This window comes from Paenibacillus sp. J22P277 (assembly GCF_059383675.1).
The window spans coordinates 762,638-784,669 of sequence record NZ_JBXENS010000004.1 but is presented as its reverse complement, the minus strand read 5'-3'; the positions used below and the strand labels follow the sequence as shown (position 1 = coordinate 784,669).

Annotated in this window: 23 protein-coding genes; 17 read left to right on the top strand and 6 right to left on the bottom strand. The window is 61.0% G+C overall.

What is annotated here, in order from left to right:
* Positions 1 to 23: 23 nt before the first annotated feature.
* Positions 24 to 941, top strand: coding sequence for an MBL fold metallo-hydrolase (locus tag AC50YL_RS16845; protein ID WP_494833348.1), 918 nt, complete (start codon positions 24 to 26; stop codon positions 939 to 941).
* Positions 942 to 1,025: 84 nt separating this feature from the next.
* Here the strand turns inward: AC50YL_RS16845 and AC50YL_RS16840 are convergent, their stop codons facing one another.
* Positions 1,026 to 1,925, bottom strand: a complete 900-nt coding sequence (locus AC50YL_RS16840; RefSeq protein WP_494833347.1) for a M15 family metallopeptidase — start codon at positions 1,923 to 1,925, stop codon at positions 1,026 to 1,028.
* 229 nt (positions 1,926 to 2,154) lie between these two features.
* Between AC50YL_RS16840 and AC50YL_RS16835 the strand changes: the two genes are divergently transcribed.
* From AC50YL_RS16835 to AC50YL_RS16815, 5 genes are all read left to right on the top strand, one after another.
* A complete protein-coding gene (locus tag AC50YL_RS16835; protein ID WP_494833346.1) occupies positions 2,155 to 2,340 on the top strand; it encodes a hypothetical protein in 186 nt (61 codons plus the stop codon).
* 30 nt (positions 2,341 to 2,370) lie between these two features.
* Positions 2,371 to 2,781 (top strand): hypothetical protein, encoded by a 411-nt coding sequence (locus AC50YL_RS16830; protein ID WP_494833345.1) that lies wholly within the window; start codon positions 2,371 to 2,373, stop codon positions 2,779 to 2,781.
* Between the two features lie 253 nt (positions 2,782 to 3,034).
* Positions 3,035 to 3,211: a hypothetical protein gene (locus tag AC50YL_RS16825; protein ID WP_161742723.1), complete on the top strand. Its 177-nt coding sequence runs from the start codon at positions 3,035 to 3,037 to the stop codon at positions 3,209 to 3,211.
* Between the two features lie 105 nt (positions 3,212 to 3,316).
* On the top strand, positions 3,317 to 3,535 hold the full coding sequence (locus AC50YL_RS16820) for a hypothetical protein (RefSeq protein WP_494833344.1): 219 nt from the start codon (positions 3,317 to 3,319) through the stop codon (positions 3,533 to 3,535).
* A 106-nt stretch (positions 3,536 to 3,641) separates the two neighbouring features.
* Positions 3,642 to 3,992, top strand: coding sequence for an MmcQ/YjbR family DNA-binding protein (locus AC50YL_RS16815; protein ID WP_494833343.1), 351 nt, complete (start codon positions 3,642 to 3,644; stop codon positions 3,990 to 3,992).
* A 51-nt stretch (positions 3,993 to 4,043) separates the two neighbouring features.
* On the opposite strand, the gene AC50YL_RS16810 is transcribed toward AC50YL_RS16815, so the two are convergent.
* The gene (locus AC50YL_RS16810) at positions 4,044 to 4,829 is read right to left on the bottom strand and encodes a lipase family protein (protein WP_494833342.1); all 786 of its coding nucleotides are present in this window, start codon (positions 4,827 to 4,829) and stop codon (positions 4,044 to 4,046) included.
* 190 nt (positions 4,830 to 5,019) lie between these two features.
* Here AC50YL_RS16810 and AC50YL_RS16805 point away from each other — a divergent pair, with 190 nt between their 5' ends.
* Complete coding sequence (locus tag AC50YL_RS16805) at positions 5,020 to 6,237, top strand: PP2C family protein-serine/threonine phosphatase (protein WP_494833341.1); 1,218 nt, start codon at positions 5,020 to 5,022, stop codon at positions 6,235 to 6,237.
* 103 nt (positions 6,238 to 6,340) lie between these two features.
* Here AC50YL_RS16805 and AC50YL_RS16800 read toward each other — a convergent pair whose 3' ends face one another.
* The 4 genes from AC50YL_RS16800 to AC50YL_RS16785 form a co-directional block, all read right to left on the bottom strand.
* The gene (locus AC50YL_RS16800; RefSeq protein WP_494833340.1) at positions 6,341 to 7,537 is read right to left on the bottom strand and encodes a magnesium transporter CorA family protein; all 1,197 of its coding nucleotides are present in this window, start codon (positions 7,535 to 7,537) and stop codon (positions 6,341 to 6,343) included.
* Positions 7,538 to 7,725: 188 nt separating this feature from the next.
* Positions 7,726 to 8,499: a sigma-70 family RNA polymerase sigma factor gene (locus tag AC50YL_RS16795; RefSeq protein WP_494833430.1), complete on the bottom strand. Its 774-nt coding sequence runs from the start codon at positions 8,497 to 8,499 to the stop codon at positions 7,726 to 7,728.
* On the bottom strand, positions 8,499 to 8,975 hold the full coding sequence (gene rsbW, locus AC50YL_RS16790; RefSeq protein ID WP_494833339.1) for an anti-sigma B factor RsbW: 477 nt from the start codon (positions 8,973 to 8,975) through the stop codon (positions 8,499 to 8,501). Before rsbW ends, AC50YL_RS16795 begins: the two co-directional genes overlap by 1 nt.
* A 44-nt stretch (positions 8,976 to 9,019) precedes the next feature.
* A complete protein-coding gene (locus tag AC50YL_RS16785) occupies positions 9,020 to 9,349 on the bottom strand; it encodes an STAS domain-containing protein (protein ID WP_494833429.1) in 330 nt (109 codons plus the stop codon).
* Between the two features lie 165 nt (positions 9,350 to 9,514).
* Between AC50YL_RS16785 and AC50YL_RS16780 the strand changes: the two genes are divergently transcribed.
* The 10 genes from AC50YL_RS16780 to AC50YL_RS16735 all read left to right on the top strand — a co-directional run bounded on the left by AC50YL_RS16780 (position 9,515) and on the right by AC50YL_RS16735 (position 22,015).
* Positions 9,515 to 10,048: a general stress protein gene (locus AC50YL_RS16780; RefSeq protein WP_494833338.1), complete on the top strand. Its 534-nt coding sequence runs from the start codon at positions 9,515 to 9,517 to the stop codon at positions 10,046 to 10,048.
* 182 nt (positions 10,049 to 10,230) lie between these two features.
* A complete protein-coding gene (locus AC50YL_RS16775) occupies positions 10,231 to 11,289 on the top strand; it encodes a LacI family DNA-binding transcriptional regulator (RefSeq protein WP_494833337.1) in 1,059 nt (352 codons plus the stop codon).
* A gap of 314 nt (positions 11,290 to 11,603) precedes the next feature.
* Positions 11,604 to 14,618 carry a beta-galactosidase gene (locus AC50YL_RS16770; RefSeq protein WP_494833336.1) on the top strand — a complete coding sequence of 1,005 codons (3,015 nt, stop codon included), beginning with the start codon at positions 11,604 to 11,606 and terminating at the stop codon, positions 14,616 to 14,618.
* 13 nt (positions 14,619 to 14,631) lie between these two features.
* Positions 14,632 to 15,591: an ABC transporter permease gene (locus AC50YL_RS16765; protein ID WP_494833428.1), complete on the top strand. Its 960-nt coding sequence runs from the start codon at positions 14,632 to 14,634 to the stop codon at positions 15,589 to 15,591.
* Between the two features lie 11 nt (positions 15,592 to 15,602).
* Positions 15,603 to 16,514, top strand: a complete 912-nt coding sequence (locus tag AC50YL_RS16760; protein WP_494833335.1) for a carbohydrate ABC transporter permease — start codon at positions 15,603 to 15,605, stop codon at positions 16,512 to 16,514.
* Between the two features lie 130 nt (positions 16,515 to 16,644).
* Complete coding sequence (locus tag AC50YL_RS16755) at positions 16,645 to 18,282, top strand: ABC transporter substrate-binding protein (RefSeq protein WP_494833334.1); 1,638 nt, start codon at positions 16,645 to 16,647, stop codon at positions 18,280 to 18,282.
* 187 nt (positions 18,283 to 18,469) lie between these two features.
* On the top strand, positions 18,470 to 18,994 hold the full coding sequence (locus tag AC50YL_RS16750; protein ID WP_494833333.1) for a sigma-70 family RNA polymerase sigma factor: 525 nt from the start codon (positions 18,470 to 18,472) through the stop codon (positions 18,992 to 18,994).
* On the top strand, positions 18,991 to 20,187 hold the full coding sequence (locus AC50YL_RS16745) for a hypothetical protein (RefSeq protein ID WP_494833332.1): 1,197 nt from the start codon (positions 18,991 to 18,993) through the stop codon (positions 20,185 to 20,187). The genes AC50YL_RS16750 and AC50YL_RS16745 overlap by 4 nt, the downstream gene beginning before the upstream one ends.
* Positions 20,184 to 21,167 carry an ABC transporter ATP-binding protein gene (locus AC50YL_RS16740; protein WP_494833331.1) on the top strand — a complete coding sequence of 328 codons (984 nt, stop codon included), beginning with the start codon at positions 20,184 to 20,186 and terminating at the stop codon, positions 21,165 to 21,167. The genes AC50YL_RS16745 and AC50YL_RS16740 overlap by 4 nt, the downstream gene beginning before the upstream one ends.
* Positions 21,164 to 22,015 (top strand): ABC transporter permease, encoded by an 852-nt coding sequence (locus AC50YL_RS16735; protein ID WP_494833330.1) that lies wholly within the window; start codon positions 21,164 to 21,166, stop codon positions 22,013 to 22,015. Before AC50YL_RS16740 ends, AC50YL_RS16735 begins: the two co-directional genes overlap by 4 nt.
* Positions 22,016 to 22,032: the final 17 nt, after the last annotated feature.

Genomic DNA, 22,032 nt, shown 5'->3' with positions numbered 1-22,032 from the left:
GCAAGATTTCGGAGGTGGCAGGCATGCTGATTCAACAGCAAGACAATCTCGTGCCGGATTACCACGAGCAGCTGAAGGTGATCCTGCTCGGTACCGGGACGCCGAGGGCTTTCGGAGGCCGGGCTAAATCCTCGGTCGCGATTCTGGCCGGCAGCAAGGTGTTCCTGATCGACTGCGGCGGCGCCGTCGTGGATCAACTGATCAAAGCGGGCATCATGCCGCAGCGCGTGTCGGATGTCTTGTTCACGCATCATCACAGCGACCATAACTCGGGATTCTTCGACGTCTTCATCTCCAGCTGGCGGACGCATGTCGTGCCGGGCCGCGTGTTCGAAGGCCGGTCGGTCCCGATGAACGTGTACGGCCCGACGACGACGCGCGAGATTATCGGAAAGATGCGGGAATCGTTCGACTTCGACGCCAACCTGCGGGTCAATTACAACCTGTCGGCGGAAGACGCCTCGCGGATCGAGTACCATGAGTCCAACGAGGGCGTCGTGTATGACCAAGGCGGCATCCGGATTACGGCGTTCGAGGTCGATCACCGGCCGGTGTATCCCGCGCTTGCGTACAAGGTCGAATACAACGGCAAGTCGGCGATCGTCTCCGGGGATACCGTTCCGGTGTCGAACATGATCAAATACAGCAAGGGCGCCGATCTGCTGATCCACGAATCGTACAACAAACCGTGGCTGGACGCGCTGATCGCGGAATTCCCGGAACAGGCGCAGTCGCTGAACAATCCGGCCAAGTATCACTCGACGACCTTGGAGGTCGCGGAGCTGGCCAAGCAGGCCGGCGTGCCCCATCTCGTGCTGACGCATCATATTCCGGCGCCTTATCCGACGGAGGAAGCGGAAGCGGAATACACGCAGGGGATGCGGGATATCTTCCAGGGCAAAATCACGATGGGCCGGGATTTGATGGTCTTGGAGCTTTAAGCGTGCACGAACATAGAAAAAAGGCCGGCGGGTTGTCATGAAAATGACAACCCGCCGGCCTTTTTTTGGCGCTTGGCGCGTCCGTTAGAACCGGGCCAAATACGCTTCCAGCGTCAAGCCGAGCTTCTTGATGTCCTTGGCGACGTAGACGCCGACGTAGCGTACGTGCCAAGGCTCGTACATGTAGCCGGTTTCTTTCTCCTTGCCTTGCTCGAAACGGATAATGAAGCCGTATTCCGCGGCGTGCGCCTTCAACCATTTGCCTTCCTTGGTCTCGCCGTAGCTTTCTTCGAGGCCGTAATGGACGCTGGCGCTGGAGACGTCCATCGCGAGGCCGGTCTGATGCTCGCTCTGGCCGGGATGCGCGCTGAACGTGTTCGCTTCCTCTTCGCCGTGCGTCTTGGCGTAGGCGTTGAAGATCGATTTTTGCGAGGCGTAGGACCGGTATCCCGAGACGGCCTTCAGCTCGATGCCGTCCTGCTCGGCGCCCGCGAACAGCTTGCCCAGCGCGTCGGCGGCCACCTTGCGCATCTCCTGCTTCGGGCTGTCGCCGGAGAAGGAGAAGGGCACCGGCGCCTTCACCAGGTCGCTCGGCACGTAGCCGGGGTCGAGCTCGCGCTTCTTGTTGACGAGGACGAGGGTGCTGGCCGAATTCGTGACGAAGGCGATGCCGCCTTTTTTGATGGTCGTGCGCGAAGCCGCATTATCGTGCAAAAAATGCTGGAGCTCCGATTGGGCGGAGGTTTGCGCCGCTGCCGGTTGGTTGTCGTCCGTCTGCGATCCGGCGGGTTTGCCGGCGCCATTGCTCCCGCCATTGTCTCCGCTGCTGCTTGTCCCGGAGGAAGCCGGGTTCGTGTTGCCATCGGCGTCCGCGGCCGACGAATCGCCGAACGCGTTCTGAAGGATGGAGGTTTGCTTCGCTATGATCACGGCCCCGAGCGCGATGCAGAGCACGACGACGGATAGAATTACGGTTTTTTTCAAAAGATTCCTTGCCTCCTAATGTATGTCACAAGTACGGATTCATCTTATACAACGAATATTATAATGAGATTTGTTGCACTTGTACAACACGGCTCGCCTGTCGGCAGAGGAGATTTGTTGGATTTTACGTCGAATCTTGTCCGATGACGCCTTTCAACCCGCCTCGCAAATGCTGAAATATGGAAATCGATAGATAACCATTTTACGAGAGTTGGGAGAACGGCATCAGGTGGGGATTTTTCGAGGAGAAGCGACATTCGGAAGAAAACTGCTGCTTCTGTTGGCGGCGGCGCTGATCGCGTTCTCGACGGCGCGTCCGCAGGACGTTCAGGCGATGGACGTTTGGGGCGCGTACAAACAAGCGCAAAAGCTCGACAGCCAGGGAAAATACGCCGAAGCGATCGCCAAATACTAACAAATCGGCGAGGTCAAGGACGACGCCTATTTGCATCAGCTTGCGCGCGACATCGAAGCCTCCGGCGTCAAGGTGTTCCTTCGAATGAAAGAGTTTTACGCCACGCTCCCCATGCAGTACCCGAAGGTGAAGGGTGTCTTCTGGTTGGACAGCAATCATGACGCGTCAGCACGGATCAAGTATTACATGCTGTCGGCCAATCCGAAGCTGCTCGCCGGCTACAAGCAGTCCGCTGGCAGCCCGTTCTACCTGAGCAGCGTCGGCGACGAATCGCCGGTCGCCTACAAGCCGGCGAGTGCCGCTTCCCCGGGTTCCGGCATCGCCGCAGCGCGTGTCCGCCTACGTGAAAACCTGGTCGCCGACGCTCGCCAAGGTGACCTATGCCATCGGAGGCAGGACCGTCGCGACGGCGGCATCGCCGCCTTGGACAGCGCGGATTGATTTCGCGCCGTACAAGGGCAAGAAGATCGAGGTCGTCGTGAGGGCGTACGACGGCAAGAACAAGCTCGTCACGACGCAGAAGCTGCCCGTAAACGTAAAGCAAGTCCAGGCCGTTTAAGGCCGCATCCGGATAGGCCGAAGCTTGGAGCCCCGCGCTCCGACCTTCGCGCGCATCCGGTTTTTTTACAAGAAGGGCCGCCGCGCGTTACAATGATACGTAAATCGGGTAAAGGCAGGAAAGGGGAGACGGCAGATGAACGAGCCGAATTCTTCGCTCGAGGAGCGGCTGGCGGCCGCGCTCGCGGAGATCGAGGAGCTGCGGGGCGACAAGCTTCGCCTGCAGCGTGAGCTGGTCCGGCTGCGCGGTCTGCTGCGCGGCGGAGACCGGGAGCTGCGCTCCACGAAGCTGAACGAGGCGCTGAGGGAATAGGCGCCCGATGCCGCAAGAACCTGCGCGAATGTGCGGAGAGACACTGGAAAGCACGACGAAAAAGCGATACAATACGAGTAGTACAATCAAGGCGAGGTGATCTCAATGTCAGAAAACCAATCGACGCCGGAAACGCAAGAGCAAGAGCTGGAGCAGCCGAAAAAGGTATCCCTTGCCGATGCCGTCAAGCAGAAGCTCGCGCAGAAGAAGCTTGAACAGGCGAACGGCGGCAAGCAAAAGTTCGGTCCGGGCGGCAACCAACAAGCGATGAAGAGCCAGAATACGAAAAAGGTCAACAACCAGCGCAAGAAAATGGGCGTATAACGCAAACGAAGAACTGAAGGTGATTCTCGCCTTCAGTTTTTTTAACGATAAGGACAGTTTACCGGTCTATAAGCGGCTGTAACTTCAGAAACGGGGGCCTCCACGAATGAAACCGATTATCGATTACTGCTTGTCCATGAAATGCGCGGAGAAGGATTATCCGTTCGGGCCGGAACCGCTGGTCATGAAGGTCGGCGGCAAAATGTTCGCGCTTATCTCGGACAACGTGATCGCGTTGAAATGCGATCCCGTGATCGCCGAGAACCTGCGCGAGCAGTACGAGGCAGTGAAGCCGGGCTATCATTTGAACAAGAAGCACTGGAACTCCGTGACGGTGGACGGCACGATTCCGATGGGCGAAGTATACGATATGATCGCGCATTCGTACGCGCTTGTCTTCCAGGGGCTGCCGAAAGCGGAGCGGAACCGGATCGACGCGCTGCTTCGGCTGCCGTAATCCCGTTTCCGCTCAAGTGGCGAGCCGCCCGCGAATCCATCGCCGGGCAGCTTAATGGATCGGGCACCATCCGGGCGGAGCCGAGCAGACGGCCGTCGCGAAGCCGGGCGCCTCGTTCGCCAGATCGGCGAAGTAGCTGCCGATGACATGGTTGAGTCCTACCGATCCGTTCCGGAAGCTCCGCTTCACTTCTTCCTTGACGTGCAGGTAGTAATAGGTTTTGTCCGTCTTGGGCGAAGTGTAGACTAGCGGAGGCAGATGCGGCACGACGTCGAATTCGTTCTGAACGCGGAAGGAAACCGGCACGGCCGTATTGTAGCGCCGGACGAAGCCGGGATCCCCGACGCGGGGCGATCCGTACGTATACGTGATCAGGCTCGCCGTCTTGCGGTTGACGGCGATGTCGACGGAAGCCAGCGTCGCCAGCGCGCCGCCGAGGCTGTGGCCGGTCACGAACAGCGGCTTCTCCGGGGGCGTCTCCTTCAGCAGGCGGAAAATCGTATCGCGGGCGGACATGTAGACGTCGGTGAAGCCGCGGTGCGCCAGGCAGTTCTTCCCGATCGGCTTGAAGGCGACCTGCTGGGCGATCATGTCCGTGATCCAGTCCGTCGGCGAGATCGTGCCGCGAAAGGCCAGGATGACGCCGCGGTCGGATTCGAGCACGAAGCCGAACAGCTCCTCCTTGCCGTCATAGGAAGACGCGCCGACCGGGCCGACCAGACGATACGTCTCCGGCACCAGGAATAGCCCGTCGTTATCGTATTGCACGTAGGTTTGACCGCATACGGCCGCCAGGAATATCGCCGTTCGCAAATCCGCCGTGCTGCCGTTGTTCATGGCTGCTCCCCCTCTCCTTGTTCTCATTGTATGAGGCGTTGGGCCGCGGTGCCTTAGGCGTCTGTCACGTCAATGGGCCGGAATCGCGATTCAATTCCGCGGCGGCGGGGGTAATCAAGAAGAAGGATCTTGCAACGTACGGCGGAAGCGGCAGGGATGAAAATTCATGACTAGGAGCAGTGCAGCTGTAATGAATAAATTGACGGCACAGGACGGAACGGCAAGGCGGTGGAACATGCGCATCGCCGTCGTGGACGACAACCCGATGAACATTACCGTGGTCAGGGAAATTTTGAAGCGGGCGGGGTATTCGGATATGCGGATGGCGGCAAGCGGCATGGAGCTGTTCGCCTTGCTTGGACTGGATGCGGACGGTCAAGAGCCGGAGGGCGTTCCGGGGGACGACAGCCACGGCATCGATTTGATCTTGCTCGACATGATGATGCCCGGCGTGGACGGGATCACGGTCTGCGCCCGGATTCAGCAATCGCCCCGGCTTCGGGACATTCCCATCATCATGGTGACGGCCATCGGGGATTCCAAGAAGCTGGCGGAAGCGCTGGACGCCGGCGCGATCGACTACGTGACGAAGCCGATCAACCGGGTTGAGCTGCTGGCGCGCATTCGCGTCGCGCTGCGGCTGAAGGAACAGAAGGATTGGCATAAGGAGCGGGACCGCAGGGTCACGGAAGAGCTGCAGCTGGCGAGAGAGGTGCAGTATGCGGCGCTGCCGCAGCCGGTCGACGACGAAGGGATGGCGATCGATGCGATTTACCGCCCTTCGGAGGAACTGTCCGGCGATCTGTACGCTTGGCACCGGATCGACGACAACCGGTACGGCATCGCGGTGATCGACGCCATGGGGCACGGGATCAGCTCGTCGCTGGCCAGCATGTTCATCGCCTCCGTGCTGAAGGAAGCGATGACGAAGCAGGTAGAGCCGAAGCGGGTCGTGAAGGAACTGAATCGCCGTTCGCAGCAGCTGCAATTCGCGGACCAGCTGATCCAGTATTATTTCACGGGCTTGTACATGATCGTGGATTTGAACAAAGGCGTGCTCGAATACGTCAATGCGGGGCATCCGCCGGGGCTCGTGATCCGCGGCGACGGCAGGGTCGAGAATTTCGCGCTCGGCGGAGCGGCCATCGGCCTGTTCGTCGAGATGTCGCTGGAGAAGCATACGCTCGAGATCAAGCCGGGCGACCGGATCATGCTGTTCACGGACGGCATGTACGATCTGGTCGGCACGGATTACGAGGAAGACCGGGAAGTCAGCTTGACGGAGCTGCTGCGCCCGTTCGGCATGCGGACGCCGCTCAAAGAGCTGGAGGACGCGTTGTTCGGCGGCGAGCTTCCGCAGGAACTGACCTCCGACGACCGCTGTCTGGTCGTGGTGGATATTAAGTAACGCATGCACGAAGGGAGCACTCCGCAGGCCGGCAATAGCGCCAGGCAGCGGAGTGCTCCCTTCGTTCTGGAATAGAATACTGCGTGTCCATCCCGCCCGCCCATCAGCGGCTGGAGCGCGAAGGCAGCGGTGCCGGCGAATCGTCATCGGGCGCGGCGGGCTTAGGCGTGACCGAGACCGTCGTCTGCATTCGCGCGGACCGGTTCCGGGGCGGCAGCAGCGTGTCCCCCTCGCCGGAATCGATCCGGTCCGCATCGGAGCCGTCCGTCCGCGACGCGCTGACGATGTCGCCGCGGGAGCGGCCGTTCAGCAGATCGCCCGTCCAGCCTTTATGCCACAGCCACCAGTAGATCAGCAGCGTAATGACGACGATGAGAGAGCTGACGGTAATGAAGCCCCAGCGCTCGCCCGCCCAAGGGATTCGCTCGAAATTCATGCCCCACACGGCGCCGATCACCGTGGCCGGCATGAACAAGGCGGTGAAGATCGTGAGCGTCTTCATGATATCGTTGCCGCGGAAGTTCGAGATGGCGTCGTCCATCATGAGCAGCGTGTCGATTTCCATCGCGTAATGGCTGAGGAGGTTTTGCACGCGGTCTAGCCGCAGCTCCATGCGCTTGAACTCCTCCAGGTTCGACAGCTCGTCCATGAACGCTTCCTTGGCCGCGCCCTGGATCTCCTTGATCGGGATGAAGAGATGGCTCCAATGCAGCAGCTCGTAGCGCCGTTCGAAGATGACGTTCATGAGCCCCGTCTTGTTGTGGCGGCTCATCTTCCGCTCCAGCTCGCCGAGCCGGGTCTCGAACCGGTCGAGGCCGGTATGGAAGGTTTCCAGCATACTGGCGAGCATGACGAACAGCGCTTCCGGCGCCGTTTGGCAGCGCTGCAGTTTATCGTGCCACGGATCGAGCTGAAGCCGGAGCGAGAAACGCATGTCGCTCTGGTACGTTACCAGCTTGTCGCGGGTGACCCGAAAATGCAGGGGCTCGATGTCGTTCTCGTCGTCCGATACTTGAAACATCAGCGTCCCTTGCAGGATGGATTGGCCGCCGGGGAGCTCGGAGACCGATATTTGGTTATGCGCGCAGCCTTCCACTTCCTGAAGCCAAGCGGCGATATCCGGATGGGCCTGCTTGATATCAAGCTCGGCTCCGGCTTGCCCGCCGGCGGGTTCGTTCCGCGGCGCCGCGGCATTCCTGGCGTGTTTCCTGCTGCGCATCAGACCGGAGACGTCCGGTCGTTTGGCATGCAGCATATGCCATTCCCATTGCGAGGGAAATTGCAGCAACCGATGCATCATGGTTAGGAGGCCTCCTGCTTGTCCGTACGTGCTCGCAAAACGTTAGTACCATCATAACGCGAATTCGCCGGGGAGCACAACTCGGCGCCGGCAATTTGTTCCAAATCGCCGGCTGTTCGCGCGGGTCCGACCGATAAGAAAGAAGCACGCCCGGCGCCGGTTAGACCGGGTCAGCGTGCTTCCGAGGTTTAAAATTCTTCTTCCTGCTCGCTCAGCAGCACCTTCAACTTGTCGATGGCGCGCCGCTGAATGCGCGAGATGCTCATTTGGGAGATGCCGAGCTGGTCGGCGATATGCCGCTGCGGCAGCCCTTCGGCGTACGCGAGCATCAGCACCTGCTGCTCCTGGGGCTTGAGCTGCGACATGGCCGCCTGCAGATCGAGGCGCCGATCGACGTCGTCGAATTCGTCGCCGGGCGATCCCAGCAAATCGCCCAGGGAGGTCGCGTTGTCCTCCTCGGAGATCGGCGTATCCAGCGACACGTAATGATACAGGTCGCGGCCCGCGAGGATTTCGGTCGTCTCCTCGACGGAAAGCTCCATCTGCGCGGCGATCTCCTCGACCCGCGGAGATCGCTCGAGCTTGACCGTCAGCTCGTCGATGGCCTGCTGCACGGCGATGCCTTTTTCCTTGATCCGGCGCGGGACCTGAACGTACCAGGACTTGTCGCGCAAGTAGTTTTTCATATGCCCGATGATGCTTTTCATGGCGTAGGGCTCGAACTGCACGCCGAGCGAGCTGTCGAATTGGCTGAACAGCCGGAGGAGCGCGATCTGGCCTACTTGCATGAGATCTTCGTACAAATCGGGACGGTTGCGTGATATTTTACCGGCAGCCATTCGAACCATGGGCTCATAATGCGTAATCAGCTGTTCCGCGATCTCATTGGAGGGACTGTCCTGATAAACGATAATGAGGTCGGCGCCGGTAATCGGTGGTTGCTTGGCCGGCTGCGCACCCATCACATCTCACCGCTCTTCACCAAGCGTTTGGTCATGACCACTTCCGTTCCCATATCGCTGTTCACTTCGACGTCGTCCATCAACGCCTGCATCAGATAAAGTCCCAGTCCCCCCGCTTGCAATTCCTCGATCGATTTGCCGTTGACCGGCTTGGCGCGCCGCGCCGCCGCGACCGCATCGAAGCTCCGTCCGTCATCCTTCACGATGATGGAGAGCGCGTCGTCCTTCTTCACGAATCGCACTTCGATCCGCGGCGAAGGCGTCGGCGCTTGAGCGGCCTCGCCGGCGTTCAGGTCGCCGTAAGCGTACAATACCGCATTGTTGCAGGCCTCCGATACGGCAACCTTCATGTCTTCGATCTCCTCGTACGAGAAGCCCATCTTGACTGCCAACCCGTAAAGGGTCAGCCGCACCAAATCAATATATTCCGCAGACGCAGGCACCTGCAGCGCAATTACATCTTCCGTTAGGTTCATCGTTTATCTCTTTCCTTTCTGCTGTTTCGCCGCCGACCGGCAAATTAGGCTTGTTTCAGAAGAAACGGCGTAATGCCCGTCATGTCGAACAGCTTGCGGATATGAGGCGGCACGGCTTCCACGGCAAACGGCGCTTCCTTGGCATGCCGCGCTTTGAGCACGGATACCAATATGCCGATGCCGGTGCTGTCCACGTAGCGCAATTCGCGCAGATTCAAGATCAGCTCGCGATCGGTCAACTCGATAAGCGGGGACATGACCGCCCTCATCTGCACGGCGGATTCCAAGTCCAGCTCTCCCCCGATATACACGATGCATTTTCCGGGTTGGTTCTCTGTACGTACGATCAGTTTATCGTTTTGCTTCATCGTCACGACGCTCCTGTACACTTAATGACATCTTGTTATGGGATGAATTACCCCTCTGCCCGGATCGTGAAACAAGTAAACCCCGACTAGAAATATGTTCTAGTCTGCCCGATTGAATCCTGCATAAACAGGGTATACCAACCTTACCTGACCAAATTGGAGGCGAATGAGATGAGCTACAAAATAGGGATTTTCGAATCGCAGAACGAGGCGATCCAGGCCATTCAAGCGTTGGAGCATGCCGGCTTCACCAATAAGGAGCTGACGGTGATCGCGAGGGACCGGGAGCACTCGCGCCGGATCGAGTCGGAGACGAACGTGCACGCGGACGAGCTGCAGGACCTGGCGGACACGCGCTCCGCGACGGATCAGCACGGGCTGGGGGATCCGCGCGTCGTGGCGCCGATCGCGGCTTCGCCGGGGATGCCGATGGCGGGCACCTTCGCGGGCGGCTTCGCTTATCCCGGCACGTCGTTCGTGAACGCCGCCGCGTTCCTTGACGACGACAACGGCATGGGCAGCGCGCTGTCCGATCTCGGCGTGCCGAGCGGCGACATCGACGCATGCCGCGAGGCCATCGCGCGCGGCGCGATCGTCATCGCGGCCGACACCGGCAGCGGGCAGACGAACGGCGGCCCGGATTTGACACTGGGCGGGACGGCGGAAGCGGCATTGCGGGGCAGCAACGCGACGCGGATTTTGTAGGCTTTTGCGGGACGGATGAGAATGGGCCGGCAGCGGCCGTGTCGAATAGGGGCGAAACGCTCCCGGCACGGCCTTTTGTCATTTATAAAGGAAGCGTTGCCAACGTTGAAAACTCTCTGCTATGCTAGGGAAAACTGTGCGTTGCTGGCAGATTTTCCAAATCAGTCCTAGAGGGTGAAACCATGATGAAGCCGGTAACGGTATACGACATCGCCAAAGAAGCCAACGTTTCCGTCGCAACGGTTTCACGCGTGCTGAACAACACCGCCCCCGTAAAAGCGTCTACCCGCGAACGCATCCAAGGCTTGATCAACAAGTACCAGTTTCAACCGAACGCCCTCGCGCGCAGCCTGATCAAGAAAGCGACGGGCATGATCGGGATCATCCTGCCGGACATCACGAACCCGTTCTTCCCCGAGGTGCTCGCCGGGCTGGAACAGGAGGCGCGCAAGCGAGGCTACACGTACTTCCTCTGCGACACCGGCTCCTCCAATCAAGACATCAAGGACCAGTACAAGCGAGAATCGCAGTACCTGAACATCCTGATCGAGAAGCAGGTGGACGGGATCATCATGATCGGCGGCCGGATCGACCTGCACAAATGCAGCAAGGAAATGGCCAATGAAGTAGCCGAGGTGAACAAACGCGTACCGCTCGTGTTCATCAACGGCAATTTGCCGGGCGCCCGGTTTCACCGGGTCGTCGTCGACGAGACGGCCGGCGCGATGCGCGTGACGGAGCATCTGATCGGGCTCGGGCACCGCGACATCGCGTTCATCGGCGGCTATCCGCAGATGTCGAACACGGTGCGGCGGCTGGAGGGCTTCCGCATGGCGATGGACCGCGCGGAGCTGCCCGTGCGCGAGGATTGGATCAACCACGGCGGCTTCTCCGTCCAGCGCGGCAAGGAGCTGATGGGCGGACTGCTCGGCCTCGATGGGAAACCTCCGACGGCCGTCGTCTGCGCGAACGACCTTGTCGGCATCGGCGCGATCAAAGCCGCGGTCAAGGCCGGTTTGCAGGTTCCGCGGGACATGTCCATCACGGGCGTCGACGACGTGCCGATGGCGGCGAACGTCATTCCGGAGCTGACGACGCTGTCGCTGAAATGCCGGGAACTGGGCCGAACGGCCGCCAACGTGCTGCATCGGTTGATTTCCAAATCCGAGCCGGTCGAGCTGCTGACGACGCTTCAGCCGGAGCTCGTCATTCGCGAAAGCACGGCGCCGCCGCCATTCTAAAGGCGGGAAAAATTTCTGATTTACCCGCTTGACAGCGCTATCATTTTCCAGTTAAACTTCAAATCAAGGCAGCCCTGACAGAGGGTTTCATTTTTGGAAACTTATGAAATGGGTTTCACTCGCCGCCTCCATAACCGCATAGCTCAGCATGCCGCACGCTGCTGTACCTCGTGAAATACACGCCGTCAACGGAATTGAGAAGTTCGCGCATCTCGCCTAATCCCGCCATGCAGTCGTGTATTTTTATTTTTCCTGCTTATGAAACGGGTTTCATAAATTCGTCTTCAAGCTCACGTTCAGGGAGGATGTCCGGCATGAACATGGAAACGAAACAAGGTCCGACGCTGCAGCTAAACGCTTCATCCCTTCGCATCGGCGGTCGCGCCGAAATCATTCTCTGCGCTTCGCTCTTCTACTTCCGCATCCCCCGCGCGCTGTGGCGCGAACGGTTGGATCAGGTCAAAGCCTTCGGTTACAACGCCATCGACGTCTATTTTCCTTGGAACCATCACGAGCCCGAAGAGGGCCGCTGGGATTTCGCCGGCGAACGCGACGCGGAAGCCTTCTTGCAACTGGCGGCGGAAGCCGGCCTCTGGGTCGTCGCCAGACCCGGCCCGTATATCTGCTCCGAATGGGACGGAGGCGGACTTCCCGCATACCTGTTCGCCAAGCCGGACATGGTTATCCGCAGCGCCGATCCGCTCTACATGGAAGCCGTGGGGAAATGGTACGGGCGCATCCTTCCGCTGCTCGCCCGCTACGAGCTGAACCGCGGCGGCACCGTCATCTGCGTGCAGCTCGAGAACGAGCTCGACTTCTATGATTGCCCCGACCCCGCGGCATACATCGCCGGACTGCGCGACATGGCGCACGGCTCCGGCATCGGCGTGCCGCTCATCGCATGCGCCGGGCAAGGCGGCATCTACGAAGCGTCGGGCTTCGCGGACGGCGTCGTGCCGACCTGCAACTTCTACCCGAACGACCGCGATCCCGCTTTCGAGCACAAAGCCGCCGCTTACAAAGCGCGGCTGGCGGCATCGAATCTCCCGCTGCTCGTAACGGAGACGAACCGCTCGCATTTCCTGCTCCGGCGGCTGCTCTCCTGCGGAGCGAAGCTTCTCGGGCCTTACCTGCAAGCATCCGGCACGAATTTCGGCTTTACGAACGGCACGAACAACTGGGGCGACCCGCTCGCGTTCATGACGTCGGATTACGATTTCCGGGGCATGATCTCGCCGGAAGGCCATATTCGCCGGGAAGCCTACGAAGGACGGCTGCTGCGCCGGGTGATCCGGGCATACGGCGACGCGATGGCGGAAGCCGAGACGGCCCCGGCGTCGGAGATCGCGAGGCTCGCCCGCGGCACCGAGTCGGAGGCTCCGGCATCGGCAGGGCTTGCCAGCATGACCGAGTCGGACGCTCCTGCAACGGAAGGGCTTGCTCAAAGCGCCGAATCGACGGCGCCGACTGCGGAGATTTCCGGCCTCGCCCGGAGCGTTTCCGGCCCGAAGGCCGGCGGCTCGCACTTGGAACGGCAGCTGCGGCTAGCCGGCGGCGGGCATCTCCTCTTCCTCGCGAACGTAGGCGACGAAGCGGAGTGCGTAAGCTTGAAGCTGGCGCAGGGCGGCGACGAAGCGGTCATTCCGCAAGCGTCGCGGCTGCGCAGCGTCCCGGGCCGGTGCGCGATCTTGCCGGTCGGCGTGCCGCTCGGGCTCTGGGGCATGGCGGGAACGCTCCGCTACGCCACCGCCGAGCTGTCGGACGTCCGCCGTTCGGACGGACGGACCGCGTTGGTCTTCCACGCCGCCGGGCGGGAAGGCGAGATCGCGCTGGCGCTGGCGCCGGGGGCTGCGGTCAGCGAGGCCGCGAACATGTCGGCGCAAGCTTCGAAGGACGGCTTCCTGTTCGTCTTCCGGGCGGAAGAGGGACAAATCGCCTCCTGTCGGATCGAGCTCGCGGGCGGAGAGCGGCTGGAACTGTTCGGGCTGGCGCGCGAGGATGCGCTGTTGCTCGCGAGCATCGGCGAAGGCGGCAGCCTGACGTTCGAAGCGCCGCTCGCCTACGACACGGAGCCGCGCGAGCCGAACGTGAACTGGACATCGGCCGCGCTGGATCCGATGCAGCCGATGGCGGCAGAGCCGCCGCTGGCAACGGCGGAAGCGACGTTCCTGGAGCGGCACGGCATTTACCGCGGGTTCGCCTGGTACGAAGCGACCGGCGGCGCGCCTGCCGGCGCATCCGTCCACGGCTTGCTCGTGCGGCAAGGCAGCGACGTGGTCTCGCTGTACGCGGATTCCGCCTACATCGGCACGTGCACGCCTGGCGGAGGCAGCCGCTATATGCCGGCGGACGGCATCGCCATCGGCGGAGGCAGCCGGCTTGCGGCGAGGGTGGAAATTTGGGGGCATACCAATTTCGACGATCCGCGGCTGCCCGGCCTCCGATTGAACAGCATGAAGGGCTTGAAGGGCTTGACGGCCGTGACGGGCAAGCAGCGGCTGACGTCCAACTGGCGCGTGCGCAGGGCGCATGCCCGCGCGATTCAGCCGGAGCTGCTGGGGCCGGACTGCGATGACGGCGCCTGGGCGGTCGTCGGCTTCGGCGGCTGGCTGTCCCCGGATCATCCGGCGTTCGAATATTACCGCCGGCGCTTCGCGGCCAGCCGGACGGCCGATTCGTTCACGCTCCATTTCCAGGGCATCCAAGCGCTCGCCGAAGTGTACGTGAACGGCCGTCCCGCCGGCGCCGTCCATCCGTTCGATCCGTACGTCGATATCTCGGCGCATGTGCGTCCCGGCGAAGAGACGCTGGTCACCGTGTTCCTGGAACGGGTGCTCGGCTTGCCGGCAGGGGAAGTGACGCTCTACGAGGGCAACGTCTCGCGGGAGTGGCGGCTGTCCGCTTGCGACGAAGCCGGGCTGCTGGGGCACGCGGAGCGACGGAAGGACGGCGCGGTCGCGGCGGAACTGCCGATCAGCCTGGAAGCGGGCGGTGTCTCGTGGCTCTACGGCGCGCTGCCGGACGAAGCCCGCGGCGTGCCAGGCGGCTGGCGGGTGCAGGCGGAAGGCACCGGCATGAAGCTGACCGTTCTCTTGGGCGGCACCGTCGTCGGCCGTCTGTGGACGGACGCCGGAGCGAATCCGTCGCGGCCGGTCTTGAGCGGAGGCGACCCGCATTCGTTCTATCTGCCTGGCCCTTGGCTGCGCGAAGCCGGCCGCGATCTGGCGATCTTGCTGGAAGCGGTGGAAGCCGGCGCGATCTCGCGGCTGGACCGGCTGATCTTCGCGCCCGTCGGCGAGCCGGCGAAGCAAAATTCGGGGGAGGGGTAATGCGATGAAAACGATGACGCAGCCGAGGGCGGGGGCGAGAACCCGCCCGCGTGCGGAAGGCGCCGGCTGGAAGCGGCTCTGGACGAACCGGACGCTGCTCTTGATGTGCGCGCCGGCCGTGCTGTTCTTTGCGATATTCGCTTATTTGCCGATGCCGGGGCTGTACTTGGCCTTCATCAAATACAACTACACCGACGGGATCTTCAAGAGCCCGTTCGTCGCCTTCGAGAACTTCCGCTTCCTGGTCATGACGGGGGATCTCTGGCGGCTGACCTTCAACACGATCGCATACAACCTGGCCTTTATCGTGCTCGGCAACTTCCTTCAGATCCTCGTCGCCATCCTGCTGAACGAGCTGCGCAAGAAATGGTTCAAGAAGGTATCCCAGACGATCATGTTCCTGCCCTTCTTCATCTCCTTCGTCATCGTCGGGCTCATCGCCTACAACATCCTGAGCTACGATTACGGCCTGTTGAACGGCATCCTGAAATCGCTCGGCGCGGATCCCGTCAAAACCTACTCCAATCCGCATGTGTGGCCGGTCATCATCGTCGTGACGTTTCTGTGGCAATCGACGGGCTACGGCTCCATCGTCTATTTCGCCGCGATCATGGGACTCGATTCCGAGGTCGTCGAGGCGTCGGAGATCGACGGGGCGAACGCGCTGCAGCGCATCCGGTACATCGTGCTGCCGTGGCTGAAGCCGACCTTCATCATCCTGCTGCTGTTCTCGCTCGGGGGCGTGCTCCGGGGCAACTTCGGCCTCATCTACAACCTGGTCGGCGCGAACAACACGTCGCTCTACCCGACGACGGACATTATCGAGACGTACGTCTTCCGCTCGCTCATGAACAATTTTAATTTCTCCATGGGCAGCGCGGTCAGCCTGTATCAATCCGTATTCGGATTCATCGTCGTCATCACGGCAAACTGGCTGGTGAAGAAGGCGTCGCCGGATAACACACTGTTCTAGGAGGGAGTCCCATGCAAGCCGAAGCCGTGCGCAAACGCATCCGAAGCGATGCGACGTCCTTGTTCGTCAGAGGTTTTGGATACGCTTTCATTGGCCTGTTCGCGCTTTGCTGCCTCATCCCGTTCCTGCTGGTGCTCGGCACGTCCTTCACCAGCGAGGGGACGATCGCGACGAACGGGTTCAATATCTGGCCGCGCGTGTTCTCGACGTTCGCGTACAAGATCGTCTTCGAGAATCCGGGTCTGATCGTCGGCGCGTACGTCGTCACCATCTGCATCACGATCGTCGGCACCGCGGCCGGGCTGTTTCTCGTCGCGATGACGGGTTACGCCCTGCAGCGGCCCGATTTCGGGCAGCGCAACGCGATCTCGTTCTTCATCTACTTCACGACCCTCTTCTCCGGCGGCCTCGTGCCGTTCTACCTGCTGATCAAACAATACCTTCACCTCGGCGACAGCTACTTGGCCGTCCTGCTGCCCGGTCTCATGAGCCCGTTCCTCATCATCATGATGAAAAGCTTCACCAAATCGATTCCGCACGCCATCACGGAATCCGCCAAAATCGACGGCGCCGGCGACTTCACGATCTTTCTGCGGCTCATCCTGCCCATGGCCACGCCGGCGCTCGCGACCATCGGCCTGTTCATCGCGCTCGGCTATTGGAACGAATGGTACAACGCGATGCTGTTTCTCTCGCCGGACATGAAGTACCGGCCGCTGCAGCTGTTTCTCTACAACGTCATCACGAGCGCCGATTTCATCCGCAATTCCTCGGCGGCGTCCAACGTGCCCCTGCGCGACATGCCGCTGGAATCCATGAAGATGGCCACTGCCGTCGTCGCGACGGGGCCGGTCATCCTGTTCTATCCCTTCGTGCAGCGCTACTTCATCCAGGGGATCACCGTCGGCGCGGTCAAGGGATAACGCGCAAGCTTCGGGCAATGGCCGCAGAGACGCCGCGCGCGGCTCTGTTCCATAGCCGTCCGCGACCGGGCTGCCGTTCGCGGACGGCGCAAGACCAACGCGATTTCAATCCATGGGGAGGCTAGAAAGAATGAGACACGCGAAAAAGGTTGCGGGATTCGTATTCATGCTCATCCTTGTCATCAGCTTGGCGGCTTGCGGCGGCAACAACGGCGGCAACAACGGCAGCGCAAACGCGGCGGACGGGGCCGATAACGGCGGAAGTTCCTCGGACGGCGGCAACGACGGCAAGGCGACCGGCAATGACGGCGCCGCGGAAGGCGGCATCGACACGAGCAAGTTCGAGACGATCACCTACGTCGTGCTCGGCGATAAGCCGAAGAACGGCCAGCTGGAGACGGTGATGGAGAAGGTCAACGCCATCCTGAAACAGAAAATCAATGCGGAGCTGCAGTTCAAATGGGTGGAATGGGCGGACTGGCAGACCAAATACAACCTGCTGCTCGCGTCCGGCGAACCGCTCGACCTGATCACGATCGGCACCGACTGGCTGGATACGTGGGGCAACGCGCAGCGCGGGGCGTTCCTGCCGCTCAACGGCCTGCTGGAGAAATACGCGCCGCTGACGTTCTCGGAGATTCCGCAGGAGGATTGGGATCAGAGCAAATTCAAGGACGACATCGTCCTGATTCCGGAGGACCATTACACGCAGTGGGTCAACCACGGCATCTACTACCGCGGCGATTGGGCGAAGGAATTCGGCATCACGCAGCCGATCACCGATTTCGAGACGCTCGGCAAGTATTTCCAAGCCGTCAAGGACAACAAGAAGGGCATCGTGCCATGGGACACGAACGGCACCAACGGCACGCTCTACGCGGGCTTCGAGGCAGCGTACACGGATAATATCGACCTGCCGATCGGCACCGGCTACGCGGGCGTGTTCACCGGCAAGTCTTACGATGAGCGCTATACCGTCGACAGTCCGATCTTCAACGACAAATTCATCGATTTCGCCGCGATGATGAAGGACTGGGCGGACAAAGGCTACTGGCGCGAAGACGTGCTCAACTACAAGGGCGATACGCGCACGGAGCTGAAAGCCGGCCAAACCGGCGCGGACGCGCATCATACGCAGACGTTCAAAGGACTCCGCGTCGAGATGGATAAACAGCAGCCGGGCTCCGAGCTGCAGATGTTCTCCTATTCCGACACCCGCGGCAACCTGATCTCCATGCCGATCACGCACGGCGGCACGTCGATCGGCGCCCACAGCAAACACCCGGAGCGCGCGCTGATGGCCTACGAGCTCATCCGCCAAGACAAAGAGCTGTACCAGCTCATCAACTACGGGCTCGAAGGCGTGCAGTACGAGATCAAAGACGGCATTCGCGTACGCCCCGCCGCTTATGACGATGCCAAAGACGCTTTTTATACCGACTTCTGGGGCGGCCGCGTCGACAAATTCGAGATTCCGTCGGATACCGACTGGAGCGGCATCGGCGACGTCTACAAGAAGTACGACGCGATCAAGAAGCCGTTCCCGTACGGCAAGTTCGTTTTCGACAAAACGAAGGTCGACGCGGAAATGACGTCGATCTCGCAGGTGGTCGGCGAGCAGATGCCGGCGATCCTGTACGGCAAAGCCGGCGACCCGGCGAAAGCGGTCCAGGCGCTGCGGGACAAACTGAAAGCGGCGGGCTACGACAAAGTCAAGGACGAGATTCAGAAACAGCTGGACGCGTTCAAGCAATCGGAGCAAGGCTAAGCGGCGGCGACGCCGCATCGGCTCGGCAGGGGGAAACCTGCCGGGCCTTTTTTGCGCGGTGCGCAGACGCGCGGCGGCAAGCGGCCAGTCGCGGGGGTCAAGCCGGCGCGCCAATATTTTCTTTTTTGAGGTATGCTATATTTCAATGACCTGCATCGTCTTAATTCATGAAGGAGGCGATAATCCTATGCCGCAAGAGGAAGGGCCGGCCGGATTTCAGGCGGTATTCCGCGAGCATTACCCGATCGTGCTGCGCAAAATCACCCTGCTGGTCGGGGACCGCGCCGCTGCCGAGGATTTGACGCAGGACGTGTTTCTGCGGCTGTACCGCAATCCGCCGGAAGACCTTGAACGGGTCGGCGCGTGGCTGCACCGGGTACTTACGCGCATCGTATACGATCATTATCGGAAATCGGGACGCGAAACGAGTCTGGCGGAAAAGCAGCTCTCGCAAGCGATGTCCGAGGAGCAGGCGCATCCCGCCAACGATGCGGCCGTCATACAGAATTGGGAGCGGGAGGTCGTGCGGGGCGTACTGAGCAAGCTGTCCGAACGCGACCGCATCGCTTTATTAATGAAGGAACAGGGGTATAGCCATGCCGAGATCGCCGAAGCGCTGCAGGTGAATCCCAAGATCGTCGGGACGCTGCTGACGCGGGCGACGAACCGTTTCAAGAAAAACATGCCGACGGAGGAGGTTATGGACTCATGAAAGATCAACGATCGGACAGAGGCGCGCACGATCTGGACGTCACGGACGAGCAGGTCGAAGAAGCGCTGAGCCGTTTGTTTCGCGCCGTCAGGAACGAGCCGGTGCCGGAAGCCTGGCGGGAACGGCCGGAACCGCCGGAACGGCAATTGACGGCGGAAGTCGAAGGCAGCAAGCCGGATCCACAATATAGAGCCAATGAAGAGGAGAGTGCGACGATGTCGAATAAGCAAGATTTGAATACGGTGCCGGATTCCCGGCTCCCGCTCGTGATGGATGCCGACGGTCCGTTATCGGATCAAGCTGCGCGGGTGCCGGCACGGAAGCGGAACCGGACCAAGCGAAGATGGGCTACGGCGACGGCCGCGGCGGTAATCGCAGGCGTGATGCTGTTCACGTCCTGGGGGCAAGATGTCATGGCGAACATGCTGAGCACGTTCCGGGTGCAGCATTTCGAGACGATTTCGTTCAGCGAATCGGACATGAACGGCTTCCGCCAAGCGCTCGAGAACGGCACGCTCGGCACGCGTCAGCTGGATCTGCGGCTGTACGGCGAGGTCGAACAAACCGGCGGCGGCACGCAGCGCACGATCGATGCGGCAGAAGCGGAGAAGCTGGCCGGCCGGCCGCTGAAGGTGCTGCCGGGCGCGGATTCGAAGACGATCGACTACATGCCGGAGCAATCGATCACGTTCAAGCTGCACCCGAAAGAAATCAACAAGCTGATCGCGCTTCTCGGAGGGAAGGAAGAATTCCCGGCGTCCATCGACGGCGCGCCGATCAAGCTGGTCATGCCGGGCAGCTTCACCGTGGACATTCCGGATTCGGAAGGCTTCGGCTCGAAGCAGTTGATGCAGCTGCCGTCTCCCGCGATCGACGTGCCGGACGACGTCGACATGGAGCAAATTCGCCAAGCCGTGCTCGGTCTGCCGATCCTGCCCGACGATCTGCGCGCCAAACTGTCCGCGATCGGCGACTGGCGCCATACGCTGCCCGTTCCGACGATGGACGGCGCCGGCAAGGACGTCCGGACGGTCAGCATCGACGGCAATGACGCGATCCTATCTACGACGTCTTGGGACCGCTCGGTCATCTGGCTGCAGAACGACTGGATGTATATGCTGACCGGCTCGCTCAAAGACTTTCCGACCGAAAACGACATTATGAAGGAAGCCAAAGGATTGATGGGATCATGATGCTTCAGACACGAGGGTTGACGAAGACCTATGCGTCCGGCACCGGCTGCATGGATATTTCCTTGGAAATAAAACAAGGCCAAGTCTTTGGCCTGCTCGGTCCGAACGGGGCCGGCAAGAGTACGTTCGTCAAAATGGTCATCGGCCTGCTGACGCCCGACGCCGGCAGCGGAACATTGCTCGGCAAGCCGATCGGCCATCCGGACTCGCGGCGGAAGCTTGGGTATTTGCCCGAGCTTTTCCGCTTCCAGGATTGGCTGACGGGCGAAGAGGTGCTTCGCTACCATGCGGGACTCAGCGGCCTGAAGCTGAGCGAGACTCGCTCCTCGCGCATGGCCTCGCGCATCAAGGAAGTGTTGCGGGTCACCGGTTTGTTCGACCGCGGCTCGGATCGCGTGCGGAATTATTCCAAGGGCATGCAGCAGCGGCTCGGCATCGCCTGCGCGCTGCTCATGGATCCCGAGCTGATCATTCTGGATGAGCCTTCGTCCGCGCTCGACCCGGTCGGACGCTACGAGGTGCGGCAGCTGCTGGAGCGGCTGCGCGACGAAGGCAAGACGGTGTTTCTGAACACGCATCTGCTGGAAGACGTCGAAGCCGTATGCGACGAGGTCGCGTTTCTTCACTTGGGGAAGCTTCGCGCCGTCGGCTCCATGCGCGACCTGCTGCAAGCCGGCACCAGCTGGGACATCACGGTCGGCGGCTGGCAGCCGGAGCTGGCGGAATCGGTCGGCCGCAGCCTGCTGCCCGGCATGTCGCTGGCGGCGGGTATTCAGGAACCTGACGGAAGCGCGGTGCTCCGCATAACGGCGCAAAACCGGGAACAGATCGGATACTTGAATCGGCTGCTGATGGAGGAAGGCATTACGCTCTACGAAGTGAAGCCGGTCCAGGGCAGGCTCGAGGAATGGTTCTTGTCCATGTCGAGCGCGGCCGGACCGCCCGGCGCCGGCCGCTTGGAAGGAGGGTTGCGCGCATGATGTGGATCGCATTCGCGGGAAAAGAGCTGTTTCGCAAAAAAATCGTGCTGGTCGCGTCCGTGCTGACCCTCCTGTTCGTCGCCTTGTTCAATTTCGGTTTGTATAAGGTTACGCATCGCGGTCATAGCATCGTCCAGCTGCCCTTCGAGAACATCCTCGAAGGCATGACGATGCTGATGCTCGGCTTGCTGTTCGCAGGGATGATCGTGGCCTTCCTGGTCCTCTTCGCGACGATGGGGACGATCTCGGGCGAGGTCGAGAACGGATTGATGCTTGCGGTGTTGGCTCGGCCCATTCCGCGGTGGAAGCTGTACCTCGGCAAATATTTCGGCGCGGGGTTCTGGATTTTCCTCTACAGCACGGTGCTGTTTCTCATGATCTATTTGCCGGTGCATGATATGGCGAACATGCCGCTGCAGACGGCGAGCCTGGTGAAGACCTGGCTGCTGTTCTGCTGGGGGCCGCTGCTGCTGCTCGCCGTATCGCTGCTCGGCTCCGCGTACTTGCCCATGCTCGGCAACGGCGTCGCCTGCGCGATGCTTTACGGACTGGGACTGTTCAGCAGCTTCGCCGAATCGATCATTAACGCGAAGGGCGGCAACGAGACGCTTAGCAGCATTTCGCTCGGGGTATCGATGGTAATGCCGACGAACTCGCTGTTCTCCAGAATGACGTACGAGACGATCCAGGGCATCGATCTGCCGCTGCTGCCGGATATCATGAGCTCGCTCGGACCGTTCTCGCCGTCGAACGTGCCGAGTCCGGCATTCATCGGCTACACGGTTATCTACTTGATCGCGCTGCTCGCTCTGGGCTGCAGGGCGTTCAAGAACAAAGACATTGCATAAACGATTGCGGGAGAGGG

What these genes read in the sequence shown, in the direction of transcription:
- AC50YL_RS16845 (WP_494833348.1), top strand. Translation starts at nt 24, where the DNA reads ATGCTGATTCAACAGCAAGACAATCTCGTGCCGGATTACCACGAGCAG.
- AC50YL_RS16825 (WP_161742723.1), top strand. Translation starts at nt 3,035, where the DNA reads ATGAACGAGCCGAATTCTTCGCTCGAGGAGCGGCTGGCGGCCGCGCTC.
- AC50YL_RS16820 (WP_494833344.1), top strand. Translation starts at nt 3,317, where the DNA reads ATGTCAGAAAACCAATCGACGCCGGAAACGCAAGAGCAAGAGCTGGAG.
- AC50YL_RS16815 (WP_494833343.1), top strand. Translation starts at nt 3,642, where the DNA reads ATGAAACCGATTATCGATTACTGCTTGTCCATGAAATGCGCGGAGAAG.
- AC50YL_RS16810 (WP_494833342.1), bottom strand. Translation starts at nt 4,829, where the DNA reads ATGAACAACGGCAGCACGGCGGATTTGCGAACGGCGATATTCCTGGCG.
- AC50YL_RS16805 (WP_494833341.1), top strand. Translation starts at nt 5,020, where the DNA reads ATGAATAAATTGACGGCACAGGACGGAACGGCAAGGCGGTGGAACATG.
- AC50YL_RS16800 (WP_494833340.1), bottom strand. Translation starts at nt 7,537, where the DNA reads ATGATGCATCGGTTGCTGCAATTTCCCTCGCAATGGGAATGGCATATG.
- AC50YL_RS16795 (WP_494833430.1), bottom strand. Translation starts at nt 8,499, where the DNA reads ATGGGTGCGCAGCCGGCCAAGCAACCACCGATTACCGGCGCCGACCTC.
- rsbW (WP_494833339.1), bottom strand. Translation starts at nt 8,975, where the DNA reads ATGAACCTAACGGAAGATGTAATTGCGCTGCAGGTGCCTGCGTCTGCG.
- AC50YL_RS16780 (WP_494833338.1), top strand. Translation starts at nt 9,515, where the DNA reads ATGAGCTACAAAATAGGGATTTTCGAATCGCAGAACGAGGCGATCCAG.
- AC50YL_RS16775 (WP_494833337.1), top strand. Translation starts at nt 10,231, where the DNA reads ATGATGAAGCCGGTAACGGTATACGACATCGCCAAAGAAGCCAACGTT.
- AC50YL_RS16770 (WP_494833336.1), top strand. Translation starts at nt 11,604, where the DNA reads ATGAACATGGAAACGAAACAAGGTCCGACGCTGCAGCTAAACGCTTCA.
- AC50YL_RS16765 (WP_494833428.1), top strand. Translation starts at nt 14,632, where the DNA reads ATGACGCAGCCGAGGGCGGGGGCGAGAACCCGCCCGCGTGCGGAAGGC.
- AC50YL_RS16760 (WP_494833335.1), top strand. Translation starts at nt 15,603, where the DNA reads ATGCAAGCCGAAGCCGTGCGCAAACGCATCCGAAGCGATGCGACGTCC.
- AC50YL_RS16755 (WP_494833334.1), top strand. Translation starts at nt 16,645, where the DNA reads ATGAGACACGCGAAAAAGGTTGCGGGATTCGTATTCATGCTCATCCTT.
- AC50YL_RS16750 (WP_494833333.1), top strand. Translation starts at nt 18,470, where the DNA reads ATGCCGCAAGAGGAAGGGCCGGCCGGATTTCAGGCGGTATTCCGCGAG.
- AC50YL_RS16745 (WP_494833332.1), top strand. Translation starts at nt 18,991, where the DNA reads ATGAAAGATCAACGATCGGACAGAGGCGCGCACGATCTGGACGTCACG.
- AC50YL_RS16740 (WP_494833331.1), top strand. Translation starts at nt 20,184, where the DNA reads ATGATGCTTCAGACACGAGGGTTGACGAAGACCTATGCGTCCGGCACC.
- AC50YL_RS16735 (WP_494833330.1), top strand. Translation starts at nt 21,164, where the DNA reads ATGATGTGGATCGCATTCGCGGGAAAAGAGCTGTTTCGCAAAAAAATC.